Consider the following 18,527-nt stretch of genomic DNA (forward strand, 5'->3'; position numbering starts at 1 on the left):
ATAGAATTTTAAGGCGGTATTTCAGGAATGAGATACCGTTTTTGTTTTTGAGATACAAACAGGCAAAGTAGTATATAAATGACTGTCAGGAAGTGAATGAACGGCAGAAAATGTATTTTAAATAAAATTAATATTAAAGCATCCCCTTGAATGAGATACCTTTTTTGTTATGTGTATAATAAAAAAACACTATTTTTGTAGTCTAAATTTTTCAAGAAAATATGGCAGAATATACTTTTCGTGAGGTAATTGCACAGGCAATGAGCGAGGAAATGCGTAAAGACGAATCTATCTACCTGATGGGGGAGGAAGTTGCAGAATATAATGGTGCATATAAAGCTTCAAAAGGAATGCTGGATGAATTTGGTCCGAAAAGAGTAATCGATACACCGATTGCAGAACTTGGATTTACAGGAATTTCTGTAGGAGCTGCAATGAACGGGAACAGACCAATCGTAGAATTTATGACATTCAATTTCTCTTTAGTAGGAATTGATCAGATTATCAATAATGCGGCGAAAATCCGTCAGATGAGTGGTGGACAGTGGAACTGTCCGATCGTTTTCCGTGGTCCTACTGCTTCTGCAGGACAATTAGGAGCTACACACTCTCAGGCTTTCGAAGGTTGGTTTGCCAACTGTCCGGGACTTAAAGTAGTAGTGCCTTCAAACCCTTATGATGCAAAAGGATTATTGAAAACTGCGATTCAGGATAATGATCCTGTGATCTTCATGGAATCTGAGCAGATGTATGGTGATAAAATGGAAATCCCTGAAGAGGAATATTATTTACCAATCGGAAAAGCTGATATCAAGAGAGAAGGTACAGATGTAACTTTGGTTTCATTCGGTAAAATCATGAAGTTAGCAATTCAGGCAGCTGAAGACATGGCTAAGGAAGGAATCTCAGTAGAAGTTATCGATCTTAGAACAGTACGTCCTCTGGATTTTGATACAATTTTAGAATCAGTAAAGAAAACAAACAGACTGGTTATTTTAGAAGAAGCTTGGCCTTTTGGTTCAATATCTTCAGAAATTACTTATATGGTACAGCAAAAAGCATTTGATTATTTAGATGCTCCAATCAAGAGAATTACGACTCCTGATGCACCTGCACCTTATTCTGCTGCATTATTTGCAGAATGGTTCCCTAAACTTGAAAAAGTAAAAGAGGAAATCAAAAAAGCGATGTACGTAAAATAACAATAATAGAAAAAAACTTCCGAAAGGAAGTTTTTTCATTTATTATATTCATGAAGAAAAATTCTTAGGGTCATAAAATTAGTATAAATTTGCGGGTTTAAAATTAAAAAAGCTGACATGGCAGACGTTACAGAAGATGGTTATCATTTTGACATAAAAAAACTTTCTTTTATTGGAGTTTTAGTCTCATTAGGAATTGTTTTCGGAGATATCGGAACATCACCGCTTTATGTGATGAAAGCAATTGTAAATGCAAGATCCGTAGGGAGCAATATGCCTTTCAATGAATACATAGAAGGGGCTCTTTCCTGTATTATCTGGACCCTTACTCTTCAGACCACTATAAAATATGTAATCATTGCCTTACGGGCAGATAACAAAGGAGAAGGAGGTATTTTAGCCTTGTTTTCTCTGGTCAGAAACCTGAAAAAAGGATGGTTGTATCTTATTGCCATCATCGGAGCTGCAGCCCTTATTGCAGACGGAGTAATCACTCCATCGCTTACCGTAATGTCGGCTATTGAAGGTTTGGAAATCTATAATCCGCATACACCGGTTGTCCCTATTACGATCGGAATCCTGATTGCTATTTTTGTGGTACAACAATTCGGAACCAGTTTTATCGGGAAGTTTTTCGGTCCCGTGATGGTGGTATGGTTCCTGGTATTAGGCGGTTTGGGAATAATGCATTTAAGCGAGAATTTTGAAATTCTGAGATCTTTTAATCCTTATTACGCATATAAGCTTATTGTGAACTCTCCGAGTGCAATTGTGATTCTTGGTGCAGTTTTCCTTTGTACAACAGGAGCAGAGGCGCTATACTCAGATTTGGGGCACTGCGGAGCTAAAAATATAAGAGTAAGCTGGGCATTTGTTAAAGTGATGCTCATTTTAAATTACCTTGGACAGGGAGCATGGCTCTTAACCAATTATAATAAACCAGGATTTTCAGTCGTAAACCCTTTCTTTGGAATTATGGAAGAATGGATGATTATACCGGGAGTGATTTTGGCTACAGCAGCAGCAATTATTGCGAGTCAGGCTTTGATTACAGGTTCTTTTACTATTTTCTCTGAAGCGATGTCTCTTAACTTATGGCCTAATCAGAAAATCGATTATCCTTCAGGGGTTAAAGGGCAAATGTATATTCCGAGAATCAACTGGGGACTTCTGATCTTATGCATCATTGTAGTACTTCATTTCAGGGAATCAGGAAAAATGGAAGCGGCCTATGGATTATCCATTACGGTAACCATGCTGATGACTACGGTATTGCTGGTATTCTGGTTATTAAAACACAGAGTCAGCAAAATACTGATCCTGTTTTTTGCTATGGTATACATGGCTATCGAATTAGGATTCTTCAGTGCCAATATCATCAAATTCATGGAAGGTGGATGGATTACGGTAGTATTAGCCGGTTCTATTGGGGTTTCTATGTATGCCTGGTATAACGGAAGACTGATCAAAACAAGATTTATCCAGTTTGTGAAAATAGAGAAATATGTGTCTATCCTTAAAGATATGAAGCTGGATGAAACGATTCCGAAATATGCTACCAATCTTGCTTATCTGAGCAGAGCCAAAAGAAATGATGAAGTGGAATCCAAAATTATCTATTCAATCATCAAAAAACAACCGAAAAGAGCGGATCATTATTTTATTTTAAGTATTGTAAATCAGGAAGATCCCTATACCTTCAGATATACCGTAGACGAAATTCTTCCGGGTACTGTTTATAAAATCAATTTCCTTTTAGGATTTAAAGTAGACCGAAGAATTAATGATTATTTCAATATGGTGCTGAAAGACTTAATGAATGACGGAACCATTCCTTCAAGAAGCAGCCACCCGTCTCTTAGGGCTCATGATATACCACCGGATTTGAAGTATGTAATTATAGATAATACATATATTAACGATATTCTTTTAACTGTTAAACAGAAGATTACCCTTAACATCTACAACTTCGTGAAGTATATCGGAAGTGATGACTTTAAAGCCTGGGGAGTGTCTTCGCACAATGTTGAAGTGGAATCTGCACCTATTACGGAACTTACTGTTTATGACAACAAAATTGAGCAGTCCGGTTACTTCCGTCACAATTCTTAAGAGAGCTGGCTCAGAACCATACTATCTATTTAAATAAAAATCAATAAATTTGTAGATAATTTTTTTAATGGATACAGTACAAAAAGAAAAGAATATAGCTTTGATCAAGGATGTTTTAAGGAACTACTTATTAGAAAAAGGGTTCAGAAACACACCTGAAAGATATACGATATTGGAAGAGATTTATAATATGGATCATCACTTTAATGTAGATGATCTGTATCTTCTGATGATGCAGAAGAAATATCATGTTTCCAAAGCAACTATTTATAATACAATCGAAATTTTCCTTGATGCAGGGCTTATCCGTAAGCATCAGTTCGGAGAAAAGACACTGACCTCTTCATCCTATGAGAAGTCTTATTTTGACAAACAACATGATCACCTTGTGATTTATAAAAAAGAATCTGATAAGGAAATTGAAGAAATTATTGAATTCTGTGACCCAAGAATCCAAGGAATCAAAGAAGCCATTGAAGAAGCATTTGGCGTAAAAATTGATTCTCATTCGCTATATTTTTATGGCACTAAGAATGACTAATTAATGAGAATAATCCTTTTTCTGTTTATCTTTATTTCTACGTTTGGTTTTGCGCAGGATAAAACACCTGTGAAGAGAGATCCTTATTTACAGACTCCCGCAACAGCAAAACCACAACCGCAGAGACCTGAAGATAAAATAAAAATTATCCATGCGGATAAAATTATCAAAGACCCCGGAAAATACGAGGGTAATCAATACTTTACAGGTAATGTTCAGATCGAACATCAGGGCTCTATCCTTACAGCAGATGAAGTAGTGCTTTATAACGAAGAAAACTTTGCAAAAGCAATAGGAAATACCAAACTTCAAAATGCCGACGGTTCTGTGATTACTGCCGGAGAAATGGAGTATGACGGGAATACCCAGAAGGGAGTTGCCCGAAAGAATGTGGTGCTTACCGATCCCAAACAGACCATAAAGACCGATATCCTTTATTATGATAAGCTGGCTAATCAGGCTTATTTTAATACCGGAGGAACAATTACAGACAATCAGGGAAATGTAATGTATACAAAGTCTGCAACGTATTTTCTGAATACAAAAATGATAGACTTCGTGGGGAATGTAAAAATAGATAATGCCCAATACATCATTGAAGGGGTTAATATCAAACAGAACCAGAATACCAAAGTAGCTGAATTTTTCGGGCCTACCACGATTACCAACAGGGCTAATCCTAAGAACAGGGTATATACGGAAAGAGGAACGTACAGAATGGAAACCAAAGAAGCTTTCCTTAATAAAAATTCCAAGATCTTCTATAATGATAAAATCCTTACCGGGGATGATATGTATTTTAACCAGATTACCGGTTTTGGAAAAGCAACCGGAAATGTAACCCTTGACGATCCTAAAGAAAGAAGATATATCAAAGGGGGGTACGGTGAAATTTTTGAAAAGAAAGATTCTTCAATGATGACTAAAAGTCCCTATGCTGTAAAAGTAATGGAGAAAGATTCCGTCTATTTTGCCGCAGAAAAAATCATTTCCTATCAAAGACCGGATTCATTAGATATTAAAATCAAGAAAAGCTATTTAAGAGCTTATAAGAAAGCACGTATTTACAAATCCAATGCACAGGGAAGGGCAGATTCTATCACCTTCAATGAAACGGACGGTATCATGCATATGTACACCAAACCAATTCTCTGGAGTGGAGAAAAACAGGTGACAGGTGATAAAGTAGAAGCCTATTTTAATACCAAAAATGAGAATATAGACTCGCTGAAAGTTATCGGAAATGCTTTTGCCATCAGTAAAGTAGATTCACTGAATCTGAAAGATGAATTCAATCAGGTAAAAGGGAAATTCATGACGGTATATTATGAGAAGAATGATATCAAAGAAGTAAGAGTCGTAGGGAATGCCCAGTCTATTGCCTATGTTGATGATACAGATCAGGAAACCAAAAAACCGGAAAGGATAGGAATTACACTTTCTGCCTGTGGTATTATCGGAGCTTTATTTGAAGAAAGGACCTTGCAGATTATTTCCTGCAGTATCGGAGCAGTATCAGATACTTACCCGATGAGCAAAATAGAACCTGTAAAAAGGAAATTTCCTGATTTTAACTGGAATACCAAAGACAGGATCAGGAAGTGGCAGGATATACTTGTCGACAGTCCTAATCATGAAGAAATAAAATATACCGGAGATAATGAGCTCTATGACAAAGCTCAGGATGCTATTGAAAAAGAAAGAGCAAAGGAAGAAGCTAAAAAACCTAAGCGAACCAGAAAATAATGGAAAAGACCGGAAAATCTCCGGTCTTTTTTTATGGATTAATTTTAACGTTTAGTGAATGTTTTATAGCTTTGCTAAAAAATTTTGAGACGATGGAAATGCATAAAGACTTTTTTATATATCAGGCACAAACCACTCAATTTGCAGCAGGTTTTGAAGTTGAGAAAGCAGTTGGAAGCTATATTTACGGGACAGACGGAAAAAAATACCTCGATTTCGTAGCAGGGGTTTCTGCCAATACTTTAGGACATTCACATCCTAAAGTAGTCAATGCAATTAAAGAGCAGGCTGATAAATATCTTCATGTTATGGTATATGGGGAGTATGCACAGGAAAAACCCGTTGAACTATGTAAATTACTTGCAGAGGCTACCCCGGATCCTCTGGAAATGACCTATCTGGTCAACAGCGGAGCAGAAGCTATTGACGGAAGTTTAAAACTGGCAAAAAGATATACGGGAAGAGAAGAAATTATTTCATTCAAAGATTCTTACCATGGCAATACACACGGAGCCCTGAGTGTTTCAGGAAATGAATACCATAAAAGAGAATTTCGTCCTTTGCTGCCAATGATTTCTTTTATCGAATTTAATAATGAAGCAGAATTTGAAAAGATTACCGAAAAAACAGCCTGTGTTATTCTGGAAACCATTCAGGGAGCAGCAGGGTTTCTGGTACCTGATGATGATTACCTGATCAAGCTTAAAAAAAGATGTGAAGAGGTAGGAGCGCTTTTGATTCTTGACGAAATTCAACCGGGTTTTGGAAGAACGGGAAAGCTCTTTTCTTTTGAGCATTTTGGAATCGTTCCTGATATTCTGGTTATGGGTAAAGGAATGGGAGGCGGGGTTCCTGTGGGAGCATTCATGAGTTCCAGAAAAATTATGGAAACCTTGGCACATTCACCAAAATTAGGTCATATTACTACATTCGGAGGCAATCCTTTAATTGCTGCGGCAAGTCACGCTACTTTAAAAGAAGTCCTGGAAAGCGGTTTAATGGATAAAGTCGCAGAGAAAGAAAAACTTTTCAGGGAGCTTTTGGTCCACCCGAAAATTAAAAATATTAATGGAAAAGGTTTAATGCTTGCGGTAAATTTAGGATCTCCGGAATATACCCTCACAGTAGCAAAAAAATGTATGGAAAGAGGGCTTATTGTTTTCTGGCAGTTGTATAGAAACGAGTACCTGAGAATTTCTCCTCCGCTTACATTATCTACGGATGAAATCAGACAGGGCTGCCAGATTATACTGGATGTCCTTAATGAAGATTAAAAGATAAAGTCTCTCTACCCGGAGAGATTTTTTTTATGCTTTACATGGTATTTTAAACCGCTTTTATTTAACATAATACAGATTTAATATCTCTGATAAATATCATGCAGATTCTTTAAAAAAGTAATTGCTTTTTTGTGTAATAAAAAAATTAATTTATATATTGCGGGACGATAAAAACAAAGATTATATGGCGAAACATAAAGTCCATTACGAATTTCCAATGCATTGTTTATCAGAGATTTTATACGAGTATCTGGCGACTGCAGAGGGATTGTCTGAATGGTTTGCGGATGAGGTAACAGAGAAAGGCGATGACTTCTTTTTTAGTTGGGGCGGAGGACCTGCTGAAAAGGCCACTTTGATCAGATATAAGCCTGAAGGTTTCGTGCGTTTTAGATGGGAAGAAGACGAAGGAACTAAGAATTTCTTTGAAATGACTATCGTAATAGATGATATTACAGAAGACTTAGCTCTGAATATTACAGATTTCTGTGAAGAAGGAGATGAAGAAGAAAACGCAATGTATTGGGAAAATCTTATTGAAAACCTCAGAATAAAATTAGGTGCTGCATAATAGAGCATTGTAATAAATGATAAAACTGATGAACGATTTATCGTTCATTATTTTTTTATAAATAAATCACATCAAAAATTGGAAAATCAATATTTTACATCAGATACATTAAATGTAAAGAATAGAGCCTTTCTTGTGGGCGATACAGTAAAGGTTTCTTTTTTCATACGACATGGCAGATTGATCATGGATGAAGAATGCTATTTTTTCCTGATGGCTTCTATGAGAAAGATGAGAATGAATATTCCTTTGACTTATACATTGGAATTTTTCCAGACACTTTTTCATAAAGATGTTATTGAAGGTAAAGGGCTACAGAACGGAATCATCAATTTTCAGGTTTTCAGAAATAATGATGAGCTTACATTGGCAAAATCTTCAGTTTCCTACTTCTATGAAGTTACGGAATTGAACGATCTGTTGGCTGTTCATGATAGACCTCTGGAGCTGGATCTGATTAAAGAAATTAATGTGAACAACAATTTGTTGAGCAATATCAGGGTTCATTGTCCGGAAAATATTTATGGTGGAATCTACGCACAGGAAAATGATCTGGATGATGTGATTCTTCTTAATCCGAACAAAAGAATTGCCCGCTCCACATCAGGAAATCTTTTATTTCTGGAAGGAAATGTGATTAAAGTTCCGAAACAGTCAGAAGGGGCCTATATTTCTCCTCTGATGGAAGGCTTTGTCACTTATTTGCATAAAAATAACCTTGCAGATATTCAGGAACACGAGATTATTGCATTTGAATCTCAGAAAGCCGAAGAGATTTTGATGATTTCAGATGAGAAAGGCATATTTTGTGTAGGTAAAATAAGAAATAAGACTTTTGCAACTGCCCGTTTCTCAGAACTGGTGGAAAACTGGAAAAAAAGTTTTAATTAAAAATTGACAAACCCGGTAAACAACAACATTTCAAAGTCCTTTACCGGGTTTTATTCTGAATATATCAGAAATTGTTTTTTATTTTAATATTCGTTGATGATTTCAACGGGTTTTTTGTACGATTTTTTCCTTGCAATAAGATCCGGATAGCTGTCGGAATTTCTTGTTAAAGCACTCCACTTGTTTTCGATGTAATTGAACTTTTGAATTTCTTTAGTGATATTCAGTGAAATTTCTTTCTCTGAGAAATGACTATATACCCCTTCCGGATCATTTCCGCCATGACCGGCGTTTATGATAATATATTTTTTGTTCAGGGGAATGGGTGACAGAAATGCTGTTGAAAAGATTAATAAAAGCAAGTAAATAAATCCCTTTCATTTTCAGTGATTTTGGTTTTTCAAAGAACGTGAAAAGTTTTTTAAAAATTAGTTAACGTAATCTTAAAATTTGTTAATTATTTACAAGGGATTGATGGAAATATTGTTAATTCAGTGAAATATCTTCCGGGGAGTTGGCCCAAAGTAAAAACTCGCCGCCAAGATTCTGCATGATAGATTTCCATAGTGTCTGATCATTAGGCAAAGTATAGTCAAGATTATAAACATCTACTACCGTCCACATCTTCCTCTGAACTTCGGTATCCAGCTGATTCGGCGACCATCCTGAATACCCCGAAAAGATTTTGATATTGTGAATATCCAGTTCGTTATTTAAAACCGCGCTGATGATACGTTCGATGTCTTCTGTAAGATAAAACTCATCGGTAATGTTGGTGTAGATATCTGTTACTCTTTCGCCTTTTACAATAAAGAAGACCTTGTCATTTTCCACGGGACCTCCGTCGTATACTTCAATCTTAAAATCAAAAAAGTCGTTGAATTTAGTACTCATCTGGCTGTTTTTCTTATTCAGTATCAAACCAAATGCTCCACTTTCATTATGTTCAATAACCAATACCACCGATCTTGAAAAAATATCGCCGGAAATGTCAGGGGTGGAGATTAATATTTTACCTTTGTATGAGTGATTCATACTCAAATTTAATAAAAAATATTTATGGAAAACCTGCACGATAAAAGAAAAGTGTACGAGAAATCCCAACTTATTGAAAGTGAGGTAAAACAAAATCCAATCGAGCAATTCAGAGACTGGTTTTTGGAAGCAAGCGAGAACCAGATGATCTCTGAAGCTAATGCTATGGCGGTTTCTACAGTAGAAGAAGACGGCTGCCCGAGAACAAGAATGGTGCTGCTTAAAGCATATACTCATGAAGGATTTATTTTTTATACCAATTATAACAGTCGAAAAGGAAAAGCTATAGAGCACAATCATAAAGCTTGCCTTCATTTTTTCTGGCCGAATCTTGAAAGACAGATTATTATTAAAGCCAATTTAGAAAAAGTGGCTGAAAATTTAAGTGACGGATATTTTCATTCAAGACCAAAGGGTAGTCAGCTGGGTGCAGTGGTTTCTCCTCAGAGTGAAGTGATTCCGAACAGAGAATTTCTGGAAATGAAATTAAAAGAACTGGAAAAAGAATTTGAAAACTCTGAGATTCCAAGACCTGCTAACTGGGGTGGATATATTGCCAAGCCCTATGAAATTGAATTCTGGCAGGGTAGACCTAATCGTCTTCATGACAGAATTATCTACCAGCTGGAAGATCTGGACTGGAAAATTTCAAGACTCGCTCCGTAGTATAAAAGTTAGAAAGGGTGGTAAGCTCAGCATCTTCTATCATATCAGTCAATATAAGCGGGCTAAAGCTCGCTTATATGTTTTTCTTTACTCTTATGTACATGAGTCGAAATTTCTAGATGGTTTTACGATTATAAAAAACATAAAAAAGGCTGTTTCAAAGAAACAGCCTGTAAATTTTTGTAATCTGAATGATTATTTTTTCTTAGCACCGGAAACTGCATTTGATAAATCAGCTCCAGCCTTGAATTTAGCAACTTTTTTAGCAGCAATTTTAATTGGTTTTTTAGTTGCAGGGTTGATCCCTTGTCTAGCCGCTCTCTCAGCTACTGAGAAAGTACCGAAACCTACTAAAGACACTTTTCCGTCTTTTTTCTTTAAAGTAGTAGTTACGTTAGAAATGAATGATTCTAAAGCAGCTTTAGCTGCAACTTTAGTGATACCTGCATCTTTTGCGATTGCGTCGATTAATTCAGACTTGTTCATAATTTTTAATATTAAAGTTAGTTCGTAATTATAGCAAATATAATACTATTTTCTAATTGTGCAATTTTTTTATTAAAACTTATACAATTTTTTTACATTTCAGTGAAAATAGTTAAAATATGATAATTCGGTTTTGCACGAAAAATCTACGTTACGGGTTACTAAAATCATGCCAAATGCTTATGTGTATTGACTTTAGCAAAAACTTAATATTATTTCCTGTATTTATTAAATCCTAAATTGTGTGTAAACTATTGATGTTTTTGAGTATATATTTGTTGATTCTATAATCAAAATTCATTTTTTTTATGTTTTTTTAAAATAAACACCTGTGTTCGTGGGACTTTTAAAATGATAAGGTACCGCTGTTTTATTAATTTTTATTAATAAATTTGCAACATGTTAATAGAAGTTTTCAAGTCTAAAATCCACAGGGTGAGAGTAACAGCCTCTGACCTTAATTATATTGGGAGTATAACGATAGATGAAGATCTTATAGAAGCGGCCGGACTGGTAGTGGGAGAAAGAGTCTACATCGTCAATGTAAACAACGGAGAGCGTTTTGATACCTATGTTATCAAAGGAAAAAGAAAGTCAGGAGAAGTGTGTCTGAACGGACCTGCTGCAAGAAAAGTGCAGAGAGATGATATTATTATCATTATCGCCTATGCACAGATGACGCCGGAAGAAGCCAAAGACTTCCAGCCGAAAATAGTTTTCCCGGATGAAAAAACAAATCTTCTTACCTAATTCATGGAGAAAACATCAAAAAATTCTTTAAAATCAGTACTTACAATAGTAATATCGCTTGCTTTTGCAGGCTTTTTTTTATGGCTCGCCTTAAAAGGCCTGGATTTTAAAGTGATTCAAAAATCATTAGCCAAGGCTAATTACCTATGGGTATTGTTTGCTGCCGTGTTTGGGCTTCTTGCCTACTGGTTTAGAGCAATCCGATGGAATCTGATGCTGGAACCTATGGGACACCGGATTTCAAACTCCAATTCACTCTGGTCTATATCATTCGGATACCTGATGAACCTTACCATTCCAAGAAGTGGAGAACTTGCAAGGGCTACAGCCCTCTATGGTGTGGAAAAAGTACCGGTAGATAAATCTTTCGGAACCATCATCCTGGAAAGGGTAGTAGACCTGATATGTATGCTTGGTTTTCTTGGATTGACTTTATTGTTTAAATATGAAGCCATTTTATCCTTTTATGAAAATTCAGGAGTGAAGATTAACCCCAATAAGATCTTAGTCGTTCTTTTGATTCTGGCCGGTGGCACGGTTCTCTTTTTTGTTTTTAAAAAGAAACTGGCCGGAGTTCCGTTTCTGGGAAAGATTGTTGGTTTTATTGACGGAATTTTTCAGGGATTAACAACCATTTTTAAACTGAAACAAAAAGGAAAATTTATTCTGTATACACTAGGCATCTGGATTTCTTATTATTTTGCAGCCTATCTGGTATGTTTTGCACTTCCTGAAACATCAGGATTTACGATGGCGGACGGTTTCTTTATTATTGTAGTGGGAACATTAGGAATGATCATTCCTGCCAGTGGCGGAATCGGAGCTTATAACCTGGCCATGAAATTCGGATTTATGGCACTCTTTATTTCTGTGGGAAAAAGTGCAGACCTGGGTGGTGAAATGGGGCTTACCTATTCATTTATCTCTCTGCCGCTTCAGATTGTTATTATGCTGGTGATGGGGCTTATCTCTATTCCTATGTTGGCAAAGGCAAGAAATGCGGCTGTTTCCGAGAAAGATTTTTAAAAGATAACATATCTTCCCTTATACAAGTCCAATTGAAAAAATTGGACTTTTTTAATGAAATACCACAGCCCAAAGGTTGTGGCATGCAGATTAATTTTTATAAATAAATTTGGTCAATTCATAAATCAAATTTATCTTAATGCAAAAATAATTTAATATAGAATACTATGGCAATTAATTTACAGAAAGGACAGAAGATTGAAATAGGGCTGACTAAAATGACAATAGGATTAGGATGGGACCCGAATGAAGGTACAGGATATGATTTTGACCTGGATGCTTCTGCAATCATGATTGATTCCGATAGAAAATTAGTAAGCGAAGAATATTTTGTTTTTTATAATAATCTAAAGTCTCCTGATGGAGCTTTAACACATACCGGAGATGATCCGAATGGTAAAAACAGCGATGGAGACGATGATGAAGCAATTATTATCGATCTTGAAAAAGTAGATTCCAGAGTGGAGGAAATCCTTTTTGTAGTAACCATAGAAGATTTTGAAAGACGAAGACAGAACTTCGGACAGGTAAGAAATTCATATATCAGAGTAGTAGATAACAATACTCATCAGGAAATTGCTAAATATGAACTGGATGAAGATTTTTCCATTGAAACCGGAGTAGAGTTCGGAAGACTCTATAAAAGAAATGGCGGATGGAAATTCGAAGCTTCAGGAATAGGCTACAGGGCAGATCTTGGATTCTTTCTTGAAAAATATTATAAAGGACAGATCATTAAATAAATTATCAATTACACAAAATAATAGCTATGGCAATTAATTTACAGAAAGGTCAAACAATTGATTTAAGAAAGAATGACCGTGGAGAAAGTGTTTACGATCTTTCGAAAGTGACGATCGGATTGGGATGGGATGTAAGAAAACAGGGAAGTGGTTTCTTTGGGAAGCTATTCAGTAAGGAAGCGGAATATGATCTTGATGCCGTTGCATTTCTTTTGGACGGAAACGGGAAAGTAGCTAATCTCGGAAGAACAGTTCAGACCAATGACGGAAGGCAGATGGGACTTTATCAGGGAGATGTGGTGTTCTTCAATTCTATGCAGCACCCTAGCGGAAATGTCTGGCTTACGGGAGACAACAGAACCGGAGCCGGAGATGGTGATGATGAGCAGATCATTGTGAAACTGGATCAGCTGGATCAGACTTATCAGAAAATTGTTTTTCTTGTAACTATTTATCAGGGCAGAACAAATAATCAGCATTTCGGAATGATTGAAAATGCATTTATCCGTGCCGTAGATGCTTCCGGTAAAGAGATTACCAAATATAGTCTGTCAGGTGATTCAAGTATGAACGGTATGTGTGCTATGGTCTTTGCAGAAGCTTATCGTCATAACGGCGACTGGAAGTTCCGTGCTGTGGGAGAACCTCATCATACCGATAATTTTATAGATATTCTGAAACAGCAATACGCATACTCTAATTAAATTTATCTTATTGATTCATAGAAACGGGCTTTAGCCCGTTTTTGTTTCTGAGTCTGAATTTATTTTTTAAATTGCAGATCAGTCAAATACTTTAACATCATAAAATAACAGAGATGTTTCTACCTAAACCGGCGAAATTTCCATAAAATAAGAATGTTCATCTTCACTGATGATTTTGAACCCCAGACTGGAATAAAGGTGTTGTGCTTTGTTGGTTTTTAAAACACTTAATGACACTGTTCTACCGGTTGCTCCTGCTTTATCAAGAATAGCTGTCAGAATTTTTCTTCCAAGCCCGCGGCCTTGTAATTCCGGATCAATCTGAAGTTGAAGAACTTCTGTTTTTTCATCAGTCTGGTTTATTTTCAACAATCCGATAGGCTGATGATGTAAAAAAATAATGTTGGCTTTATCAAACTCATAAAGTACCCTCTGAAGAGTAGTTTTCTGATCGGTAGGAAGTTTAGATTCAGCGTAATGGGGATTCATCGTTTTCATTCTCAGGTTGAGAAGAAAATCAATATCAGTTTCGTCGGCTTTTCTGTAATGAAGGTCAGGATCCATATCTGAATTAAAAATAATGTATCTGTTATAATGCAATTTTCAGTCCCATTTCTCTTTTCATATGAAGCAAAACTTCAGCATTTCCTCTGGCATCGTCTACCGGATGGTGGGTATGCTGCGTTTGGCGTAGATGCTTCCATTGTGCAAAAGTATCCTTTTCCAGTCCGCAATAAAGATCAGATAATCTTCTTGATGAATATCCGAAAGGGTTTCTTCCTATGAAATGATGAAAATACCAGCATATGAACATCCAGTCAAAACCATTATTATCACTAATAAAAATAGGTCTTCCCTTAGAATTTTTTATGATCCATTCCTCAAAATCATACATGACTCTCTCAGGATCCTCAAAATCCAGGGTTTCTTCTCTGCTAAAACCAGAAACGGCTAATGCCTCCGTATTAAACTTTGCCGAAACAGGTTTTAGTTTTCCGTAGAAAGTAGTATCCAGTCTCTCATTCACCAGGACTGCTCCAAAACAAACCATAGAAAAATCTCCGGGAATAGGACCATCTGATTCTATATCAACCATGATGTAGCTCATTGGATAATCGTTTTAATGAAGCGAAGATATTGATTTCATCTGATTTAGAAATGAAAAAGTGATGTAGAACCTAAGAGAAAAACCGGAAGTACTATTCATATATTGTTTGTTGGGCAAGAATGTAGTATTTCCGGCCTTATTTCAAGGGTTATACCAATTCAAAAAATGTTCTTTTGCCAATTTTTATTTTAGTTTGTGGCAGGAGTTTTACTGTTTCATCCGGATCGATAACTTTAACAGCGTTAATCTGAATCCCTCCGCCTTCAATCAGCCTTTTTACTGCTGATTTACTGAGGTCATTTTTTAGCTGATGGCATAGCTCAAGCAATGTAACAGAGTCGCCGGTACTGAATAATGCATCTATTATAACAGGGGCAAATATTTTCTCCTCAGGATTTTTGCTCTGGAGCTGACTCATGAAAAACTGTCCCGCATTTTCAGCCAGTGCTTCATTATGGTATTGGGTGATGATGTTTTTTGCAATTGTTTTTTTGACATTCATCGGGTTTTCACCATTTTCTATTTTTGATTTTAAATTTATTTTTTCTTCGGATGAAAAATCTGTAGTCAGGTCTATGAATTCATCAATTAATGCATCGGGAATAGACATCGTTTTTCCGAACATTTCATTAGGTTCATCGGTCAGTCCTATGATATTGTTTAATGATTTACTCATTTTTTCTTTTCCGTCAAGACCTTTTAGCAGAGGCATGCACATTACAATCTGAGCCGGCATCTGGTGAGCTTCCTGAAGTTGTCTTCCCATCGTACAGTTAAAAAGCTGGTCTGTGCCCCCCATTTCAATATCACATTCAATTTTTACAGAATCAAAAGCCTGCAGAATAGGGTATACCAGTTCATGCATAGCAATAGGTGTATTTTCTGTAAACCTTTTACTGAAATCATTTCTGTGCATCAGCTGGGCTACCGTTACTTTTGATATCAGCTCAATCACCTCAGGAAACCCAAGACTGTCCAGCCAATCAGAATTGAACACAATTTTTGTTTTCTTCATGTCAATAATTTTAGACAACTGGTTGATGTAAGTTTGTGCATTATGCTCCACATCTTCTTTACTCAAAGGTTTTCTTGCTTTGTTCTTTCCGGTAGGATCACCTATTCTCGCTGTAAAACTTCCTACAACAATAATAATCTGATGCCCCAGATTCTGAAATTGTCTGAGTTTTTTGAGTACGACAGCATGGCCGAGATGAAGATCCGGTGCTGTAGGATCAAAACCGAGCTTGATCGTTAATTTTCGGTTGTCTTCGTGGGCTTTTTTTAGTTTTTCTACCAATCCGTTTTCCGGAAGAATAATAGCCACATTTTCCTGTAATGTATGAATCATATTGAATAATTTTAAAAATGAAAAAACCCGGACAGGGATTGTCCGGGCTCTATATATATGTTAGATTATTTTATTAAAGTACAGCTATAGAAAGTCTTCCCGAACAATAGGTCGGGTTGTAATATTCACTGAAAAACGGAAGACGCAATATGCTGTTTAAGTGTTTCATCTGAAGTATAAATATACTTAATCCTCTGAAGATCCAATATTTAAACCATTAAGACAGTCCGGGCTATAAGAAGATATTGTAACCCGTCCTAATGGTTTAAAATAATGGTTCAAAACAATTTTACTTATCGTTTTCGTAGCGAATACCATGCCATAGTCATATCGGTTTTCAGATGTTGGAAACAGACTGGCTATATGTATTCTGAATTTGTTCTTTCCATATTTCAAGATCTTCGGAAGTCGCTTTGTCTGCCTTATCAAAAAAGAAATGTCGGATAATCTCAAAACCGCAGTATGTAAAAATTCCATGATCGGAAGTAAGGGTGAGTGCTTTGTTCATTTCGATGTGTTTATACTCTTCATGAGACTTTCCATGGGTGTTGATAATTACTGTTTTTTTTCCTTTCAGAAGTCCTTTCTGTATCCCCTGATCATAGCGGTATGCAAACCCATAGCTGAAGACTCGGTCTATATAGCCTTTTATGATCGCCGGTAAACCAGTCCACCATATCGGATAAATAAAAGTAACCTGTTCGGCCCAGGAAATATAATCCTGCTCTTCTTTTACATCATCGGATACCTTTCCGCTGTATTGTTTCTGCATGTCGGCCAGAGATAAGACCGGATCGAAATTCAGGTGATAAAGATCCCGAATTTTTATGTCATGATTTTCGGATTGAAGTGTTTCTGTGACATGATTCAGAATACTTCGGTTTAAACTGTTTTCGTTCGGATGAGCGTAAATAATCAAATGTCTCATTGTTGTATTGTTTTAAATTCTTGAGACAAAATTAGAACAGCGGTATCTGTAAAAATTGTAAGAAAACGAAACAACGGTTATTTTGATTTCGGATTACAGATATCCTGCTGGAATTTCAGATATTGAGCAGGAGAAATGTTAATAAAATGTCTGAAATCATGAATGAGCTGACTCTGATCATAGTATCCGCATTCATCAATAATGGCAAACCATTGCACCGGATTTTGTTTTGAAGTTTCTTCCTCTATGATTTTTATAGCCTTTAAAAAACGTTGATAGCGGCTGATTTCTTTTAGTGAATATCCGAACTGTTCTTTCTGCTTCCGCTGGATATTTCTTTCAGTCTGTCGGGTTTCTTCAGCAATTACCTTTATGGCACTCAGATGTTCATTCTCAAAACTGCTTAAAAGCTGTCCGGTACTATCCTGTTCTTTCAGGTAGAGGCTGCAAAATTTTAAAATGTGATCTACCTGTGCTGTTGGAGAGGTAATTTCGCTCAGTTGTTGCCATACACTGGTGAAACAATTTTCTTCCAGAAGCTCATCCGGATGGGTGACAACCTTATTTTCCATTGAAAATTTCCCGAAAAATCTAAAGAAAGCATTGTCTTTAAAATTAGCAACAAGAATAGATGTCCGAGGGGGTAGGGTATATTCAAAAGCTTGTCTTACAGGACCGGATACCATGCATTTGTCCACGCTGATCTTCGTATTTTCACGTGTCGTCATGGAGGCACTTTCACCGAAACAAAATAAAAGTATGGTCTGATAAGTAGGAAGCAGCTTTTTGGTCACAGGATGATCAGAAATATTTTCTGCAAAATAGAAATGTGTGAATACGTTCGCAAATTTCTCTGGAACTGAAATTCTCAACTCATTATATTCCGGCTGTAACTCCTGCATAAGATATTACGGTTTAATTAGTCTATTTTTTTACTCATTTTATAGTTGATGAGGTCTGCACCTTTTATATTGACAGTTTGTTGACAGATCGTTTTAAAACCCATTTTTTCAAAAAAAGGTTTAGCGGTTATGCTCACATCAGCGGTTAGTTCAGTAGTATCTTGCCGTAGTGCTTCTTTCTCAATCTGAGTATACAATTTTAAGGCAACTCCCTGTTGCTGATATTGATGATGGATGAAGAGCAGATCAATATAACTTCCGTGATCAAGTGTACAGAAGCCTATAAGTTTATGGCCAGATTCAGCAACCAAAACCATTTGATTTTGCATAACTTTATGCCACCTGGTCTCGTTTTCCGTTCCCGATTTCCATGCCTCGATCTGCTCATTATTATAATCTTTTTGACAGACATAAGTAATGGTATCAGCAAACAGCTGCTTCATTGCCGATAAGTCATTTATATTTCCCTCCCTGATTATCATATTTTA

The 18,527-nt window shown here is 36.3% G+C and carries 21 protein-coding genes; 12 read left to right on the forward strand and 9 right to left on the reverse strand.

Annotated features, from left to right (window positions below):
* The first annotated feature begins 221 nt into the window (after nucleotides 1–221).
* The 7 genes from JO178_RS20095 (at nucleotide 222) to JO178_RS20125 (ending at nucleotide 8,343) form a co-directional block, all read left to right on the forward strand.
* Nucleotides 222–1,202, forward strand: a complete 981-nt coding sequence (locus tag JO178_RS20095) for a pyruvate dehydrogenase complex E1 component subunit beta (protein ID WP_291939839.1) — start codon at nucleotides 222–224, stop codon at nucleotides 1,200–1,202.
* Nucleotides 1,203–1,319: 117 nt separating this feature from the next.
* Nucleotides 1,320–3,314 carry a KUP/HAK/KT family potassium transporter gene (locus tag JO178_RS20100; RefSeq protein ID WP_291939842.1) on the forward strand — a complete coding sequence of 665 codons (1,995 nt, stop codon included), beginning with the start codon at nucleotides 1,320–1,322 and terminating at the stop codon, nucleotides 3,312–3,314.
* A 67-nt stretch (nucleotides 3,315–3,381) separates the two neighbouring features.
* The gene (locus tag JO178_RS20105) at nucleotides 3,382–3,855 is read left to right on the forward strand and encodes a transcriptional repressor (protein ID WP_291939845.1); all 474 of its coding nucleotides are present in this window, start codon (nucleotides 3,382–3,384) and stop codon (nucleotides 3,853–3,855) included.
* 3 nt (nucleotides 3,856–3,858) lie between these two features.
* On the forward strand, nucleotides 3,859–5,601 hold the full coding sequence (locus JO178_RS20110; protein ID WP_291939848.1) for an OstA-like protein: 1,743 nt from the start codon (nucleotides 3,859–3,861) through the stop codon (nucleotides 5,599–5,601).
* A 98-nt stretch (nucleotides 5,602–5,699) separates the two neighbouring features.
* Entirely contained in the window at nucleotides 5,700–6,875 is a 1,176-nt protein-coding gene (locus JO178_RS20115; protein ID WP_291940394.1) for an aspartate aminotransferase family protein, read from the forward strand.
* A 190-nt stretch (nucleotides 6,876–7,065) separates the two neighbouring features.
* Nucleotides 7,066–7,452, forward strand: coding sequence for an START-like domain-containing protein (locus JO178_RS20120; protein WP_027374691.1), 387 nt, complete (start codon nucleotides 7,066–7,068; stop codon nucleotides 7,450–7,452).
* A gap of 78 nt (nucleotides 7,453–7,530) precedes the next feature.
* The gene (locus JO178_RS20125; protein WP_291939856.1) at nucleotides 7,531–8,343 is read left to right on the forward strand and encodes an aminotransferase class IV; all 813 of its coding nucleotides are present in this window, start codon (nucleotides 7,531–7,533) and stop codon (nucleotides 8,341–8,343) included.
* Nucleotides 8,344–8,426: 83 nt separating this feature from the next.
* On the opposite strand, the gene JO178_RS20130 is transcribed toward JO178_RS20125, so the two are convergent.
* Nucleotides 8,427–8,705, reverse strand: a complete 279-nt coding sequence (locus JO178_RS20130) for an N-acetylmuramoyl-L-alanine amidase (RefSeq protein ID WP_291939859.1) — start codon at nucleotides 8,703–8,705, stop codon at nucleotides 8,427–8,429.
* Between the two features lie 124 nt (nucleotides 8,706–8,829).
* Nucleotides 8,830–9,378, reverse strand: a complete 549-nt coding sequence (locus JO178_RS20135; protein ID WP_291939862.1) for a YqgE/AlgH family protein — start codon at nucleotides 9,376–9,378, stop codon at nucleotides 8,830–8,832.
* A gap of 24 nt (nucleotides 9,379–9,402) precedes the next feature.
* On the opposite strand from JO178_RS20135, the gene pdxH reads away from it, so the two are divergent.
* Nucleotides 9,403–10,044 (forward strand): pyridoxamine 5'-phosphate oxidase, encoded by a 642-nt coding sequence (gene pdxH, locus JO178_RS20140; protein ID WP_291939865.1) that lies wholly within the window; start codon nucleotides 9,403–9,405, stop codon nucleotides 10,042–10,044.
* Between the two features lie 195 nt (nucleotides 10,045–10,239).
* Here pdxH and JO178_RS20145 read toward each other — a convergent pair whose 3' ends face one another.
* Nucleotides 10,240–10,530: an HU family DNA-binding protein gene (locus JO178_RS20145; protein ID WP_062702846.1), complete on the reverse strand. Its 291-nt coding sequence runs from the start codon at nucleotides 10,528–10,530 to the stop codon at nucleotides 10,240–10,242.
* 399 nt (nucleotides 10,531–10,929) lie between these two features.
* On the opposite strand from JO178_RS20145, the gene panD reads away from it, so the two are divergent.
* From panD to JO178_RS20165, 4 genes are all read left to right on the forward strand, one after another.
* Nucleotides 10,930–11,280, forward strand: a complete 351-nt coding sequence (gene panD / locus JO178_RS20150) for an aspartate 1-decarboxylase (protein ID WP_029294648.1) — start codon at nucleotides 10,930–10,932, stop codon at nucleotides 11,278–11,280.
* Between the two features lie 3 nt (nucleotides 11,281–11,283).
* Nucleotides 11,284–12,306, forward strand: a complete 1,023-nt coding sequence (locus JO178_RS20155) for a lysylphosphatidylglycerol synthase transmembrane domain-containing protein (protein ID WP_291939881.1) — start codon at nucleotides 11,284–11,286, stop codon at nucleotides 12,304–12,306.
* A gap of 167 nt (nucleotides 12,307–12,473) precedes the next feature.
* Nucleotides 12,474–13,049 carry a TerD family protein gene (locus JO178_RS20160; protein ID WP_291939883.1) on the forward strand — a complete coding sequence of 192 codons (576 nt, stop codon included), beginning with the start codon at nucleotides 12,474–12,476 and terminating at the stop codon, nucleotides 13,047–13,049.
* Nucleotides 13,050–13,075: 26 nt separating this feature from the next.
* The gene (locus tag JO178_RS20165; protein ID WP_291939885.1) at nucleotides 13,076–13,753 is read left to right on the forward strand and encodes a TerD family protein; all 678 of its coding nucleotides are present in this window, start codon (nucleotides 13,076–13,078) and stop codon (nucleotides 13,751–13,753) included.
* A 123-nt stretch (nucleotides 13,754–13,876) separates the two neighbouring features.
* Here the strand turns inward: JO178_RS20165 and JO178_RS20170 are convergent, their stop codons facing one another.
* The 6 genes from JO178_RS20170 to JO178_RS20195 all read right to left on the reverse strand — a co-directional run bounded on the left by JO178_RS20170 (nucleotide 13,877) and on the right by JO178_RS20195 (nucleotide 18,521).
* Nucleotides 13,877–14,317, reverse strand: coding sequence for a GNAT family N-acetyltransferase (locus JO178_RS20170; protein ID WP_291939888.1), 441 nt, complete (start codon nucleotides 14,315–14,317; stop codon nucleotides 13,877–13,879).
* A gap of 25 nt (nucleotides 14,318–14,342) precedes the next feature.
* Nucleotides 14,343–14,861, reverse strand: a complete 519-nt coding sequence (locus JO178_RS20175; RefSeq protein WP_291939891.1) for a 3'-5' exoribonuclease — start codon at nucleotides 14,859–14,861, stop codon at nucleotides 14,343–14,345.
* A gap of 148 nt (nucleotides 14,862–15,009) precedes the next feature.
* Nucleotides 15,010–16,209 (reverse strand): tyrosine--tRNA ligase, encoded by a 1,200-nt coding sequence (gene tyrS / locus JO178_RS20180; RefSeq protein WP_291939894.1) that lies wholly within the window; start codon nucleotides 16,207–16,209, stop codon nucleotides 15,010–15,012.
* Nucleotides 16,210–16,546: 337 nt separating this feature from the next.
* Nucleotides 16,547–17,137: an NAD(P)H-dependent oxidoreductase gene (locus JO178_RS20185; protein ID WP_291939897.1), complete on the reverse strand. Its 591-nt coding sequence runs from the start codon at nucleotides 17,135–17,137 to the stop codon at nucleotides 16,547–16,549.
* Between the two features lie 77 nt (nucleotides 17,138–17,214).
* Nucleotides 17,215–18,039 carry a helix-turn-helix domain-containing protein gene (locus JO178_RS20190; RefSeq protein WP_291939899.1) on the reverse strand — a complete coding sequence of 275 codons (825 nt, stop codon included), beginning with the start codon at nucleotides 18,037–18,039 and terminating at the stop codon, nucleotides 17,215–17,217.
* Between the two features lie 17 nt (nucleotides 18,040–18,056).
* On the reverse strand, nucleotides 18,057–18,521 hold the full coding sequence (locus JO178_RS20195) for a GNAT family N-acetyltransferase (RefSeq protein ID WP_291939902.1): 465 nt from the start codon (nucleotides 18,519–18,521) through the stop codon (nucleotides 18,057–18,059).
* Nucleotides 18,522–18,527: the final 6 nt, after the last annotated feature.

The sequence above is a fragment of the Chryseobacterium sp. genome, from assembly GCF_019236175.1.
Lineage (GTDB): Bacteria > Bacteroidota > Bacteroidia > Flavobacteriales > Weeksellaceae > Chryseobacterium.

Excerpts from the sequence above, each read along its gene's own strand:
- JO178_RS20095 (WP_291939839.1), top strand. The coding sequence starts at position 222 with ATGGCAGAATATACTTTTCGTGAGGTAATTGCACAGGCAATGAGCGAG.
- JO178_RS20100 (WP_291939842.1), top strand. The coding sequence starts at position 1,320 with ATGGCAGACGTTACAGAAGATGGTTATCATTTTGACATAAAAAAACTT.
- JO178_RS20105 (WP_291939845.1), top strand. The coding sequence starts at position 3,382 with ATGGATACAGTACAAAAAGAAAAGAATATAGCTTTGATCAAGGATGTT.
- JO178_RS20110 (WP_291939848.1), top strand. The coding sequence starts at position 3,859 with ATGAGAATAATCCTTTTTCTGTTTATCTTTATTTCTACGTTTGGTTTT.
- JO178_RS20115 (WP_291940394.1), top strand. The coding sequence starts at position 5,700 with ATGCATAAAGACTTTTTTATATATCAGGCACAAACCACTCAATTTGCA.
- JO178_RS20120 (WP_027374691.1), top strand. The coding sequence starts at position 7,066 with ATGGCGAAACATAAAGTCCATTACGAATTTCCAATGCATTGTTTATCA.
- JO178_RS20135 (WP_291939862.1), bottom strand. The coding sequence starts at position 9,378 with ATGAATCACTCATACAAAGGTAAAATATTAATCTCCACCCCTGACATT.
- pdxH (WP_291939865.1), top strand. The coding sequence starts at position 9,403 with ATGGAAAACCTGCACGATAAAAGAAAAGTGTACGAGAAATCCCAACTT.
- JO178_RS20145 (WP_062702846.1), bottom strand. The coding sequence starts at position 10,530 with ATGAACAAGTCTGAATTAATCGACGCAATCGCAAAAGATGCAGGTATC.
- panD (WP_029294648.1), top strand. The coding sequence starts at position 10,930 with ATGTTAATAGAAGTTTTCAAGTCTAAAATCCACAGGGTGAGAGTAACA.
- JO178_RS20155 (WP_291939881.1), top strand. The coding sequence starts at position 11,284 with ATGGAGAAAACATCAAAAAATTCTTTAAAATCAGTACTTACAATAGTA.
- JO178_RS20160 (WP_291939883.1), top strand. The coding sequence starts at position 12,474 with ATGGCAATTAATTTACAGAAAGGACAGAAGATTGAAATAGGGCTGACT.
- JO178_RS20165 (WP_291939885.1), top strand. The coding sequence starts at position 13,076 with ATGGCAATTAATTTACAGAAAGGTCAAACAATTGATTTAAGAAAGAAT.
- JO178_RS20170 (WP_291939888.1), bottom strand. The coding sequence starts at position 14,317 with ATGGATCCTGACCTTCATTACAGAAAAGCCGACGAAACTGATATTGAT.
- JO178_RS20175 (WP_291939891.1), bottom strand. The coding sequence starts at position 14,861 with ATGAGCTACATCATGGTTGATATAGAATCAGATGGTCCTATTCCCGGA.
- tyrS (WP_291939894.1), bottom strand. The coding sequence starts at position 16,209 with ATGATTCATACATTACAGGAAAATGTGGCTATTATTCTTCCGGAAAAC.
- JO178_RS20185 (WP_291939897.1), bottom strand. The coding sequence starts at position 17,137 with ATGAGACATTTGATTATTTACGCTCATCCGAACGAAAACAGTTTAAAC.
- JO178_RS20190 (WP_291939899.1), bottom strand. The coding sequence starts at position 18,039 with ATGCAGGAGTTACAGCCGGAATATAATGAGTTGAGAATTTCAGTTCCA.
- JO178_RS20195 (WP_291939902.1), bottom strand. The coding sequence starts at position 18,521 with ATGATAATCAGGGAGGGAAATATAAATGACTTATCGGCAATGAAGCAG.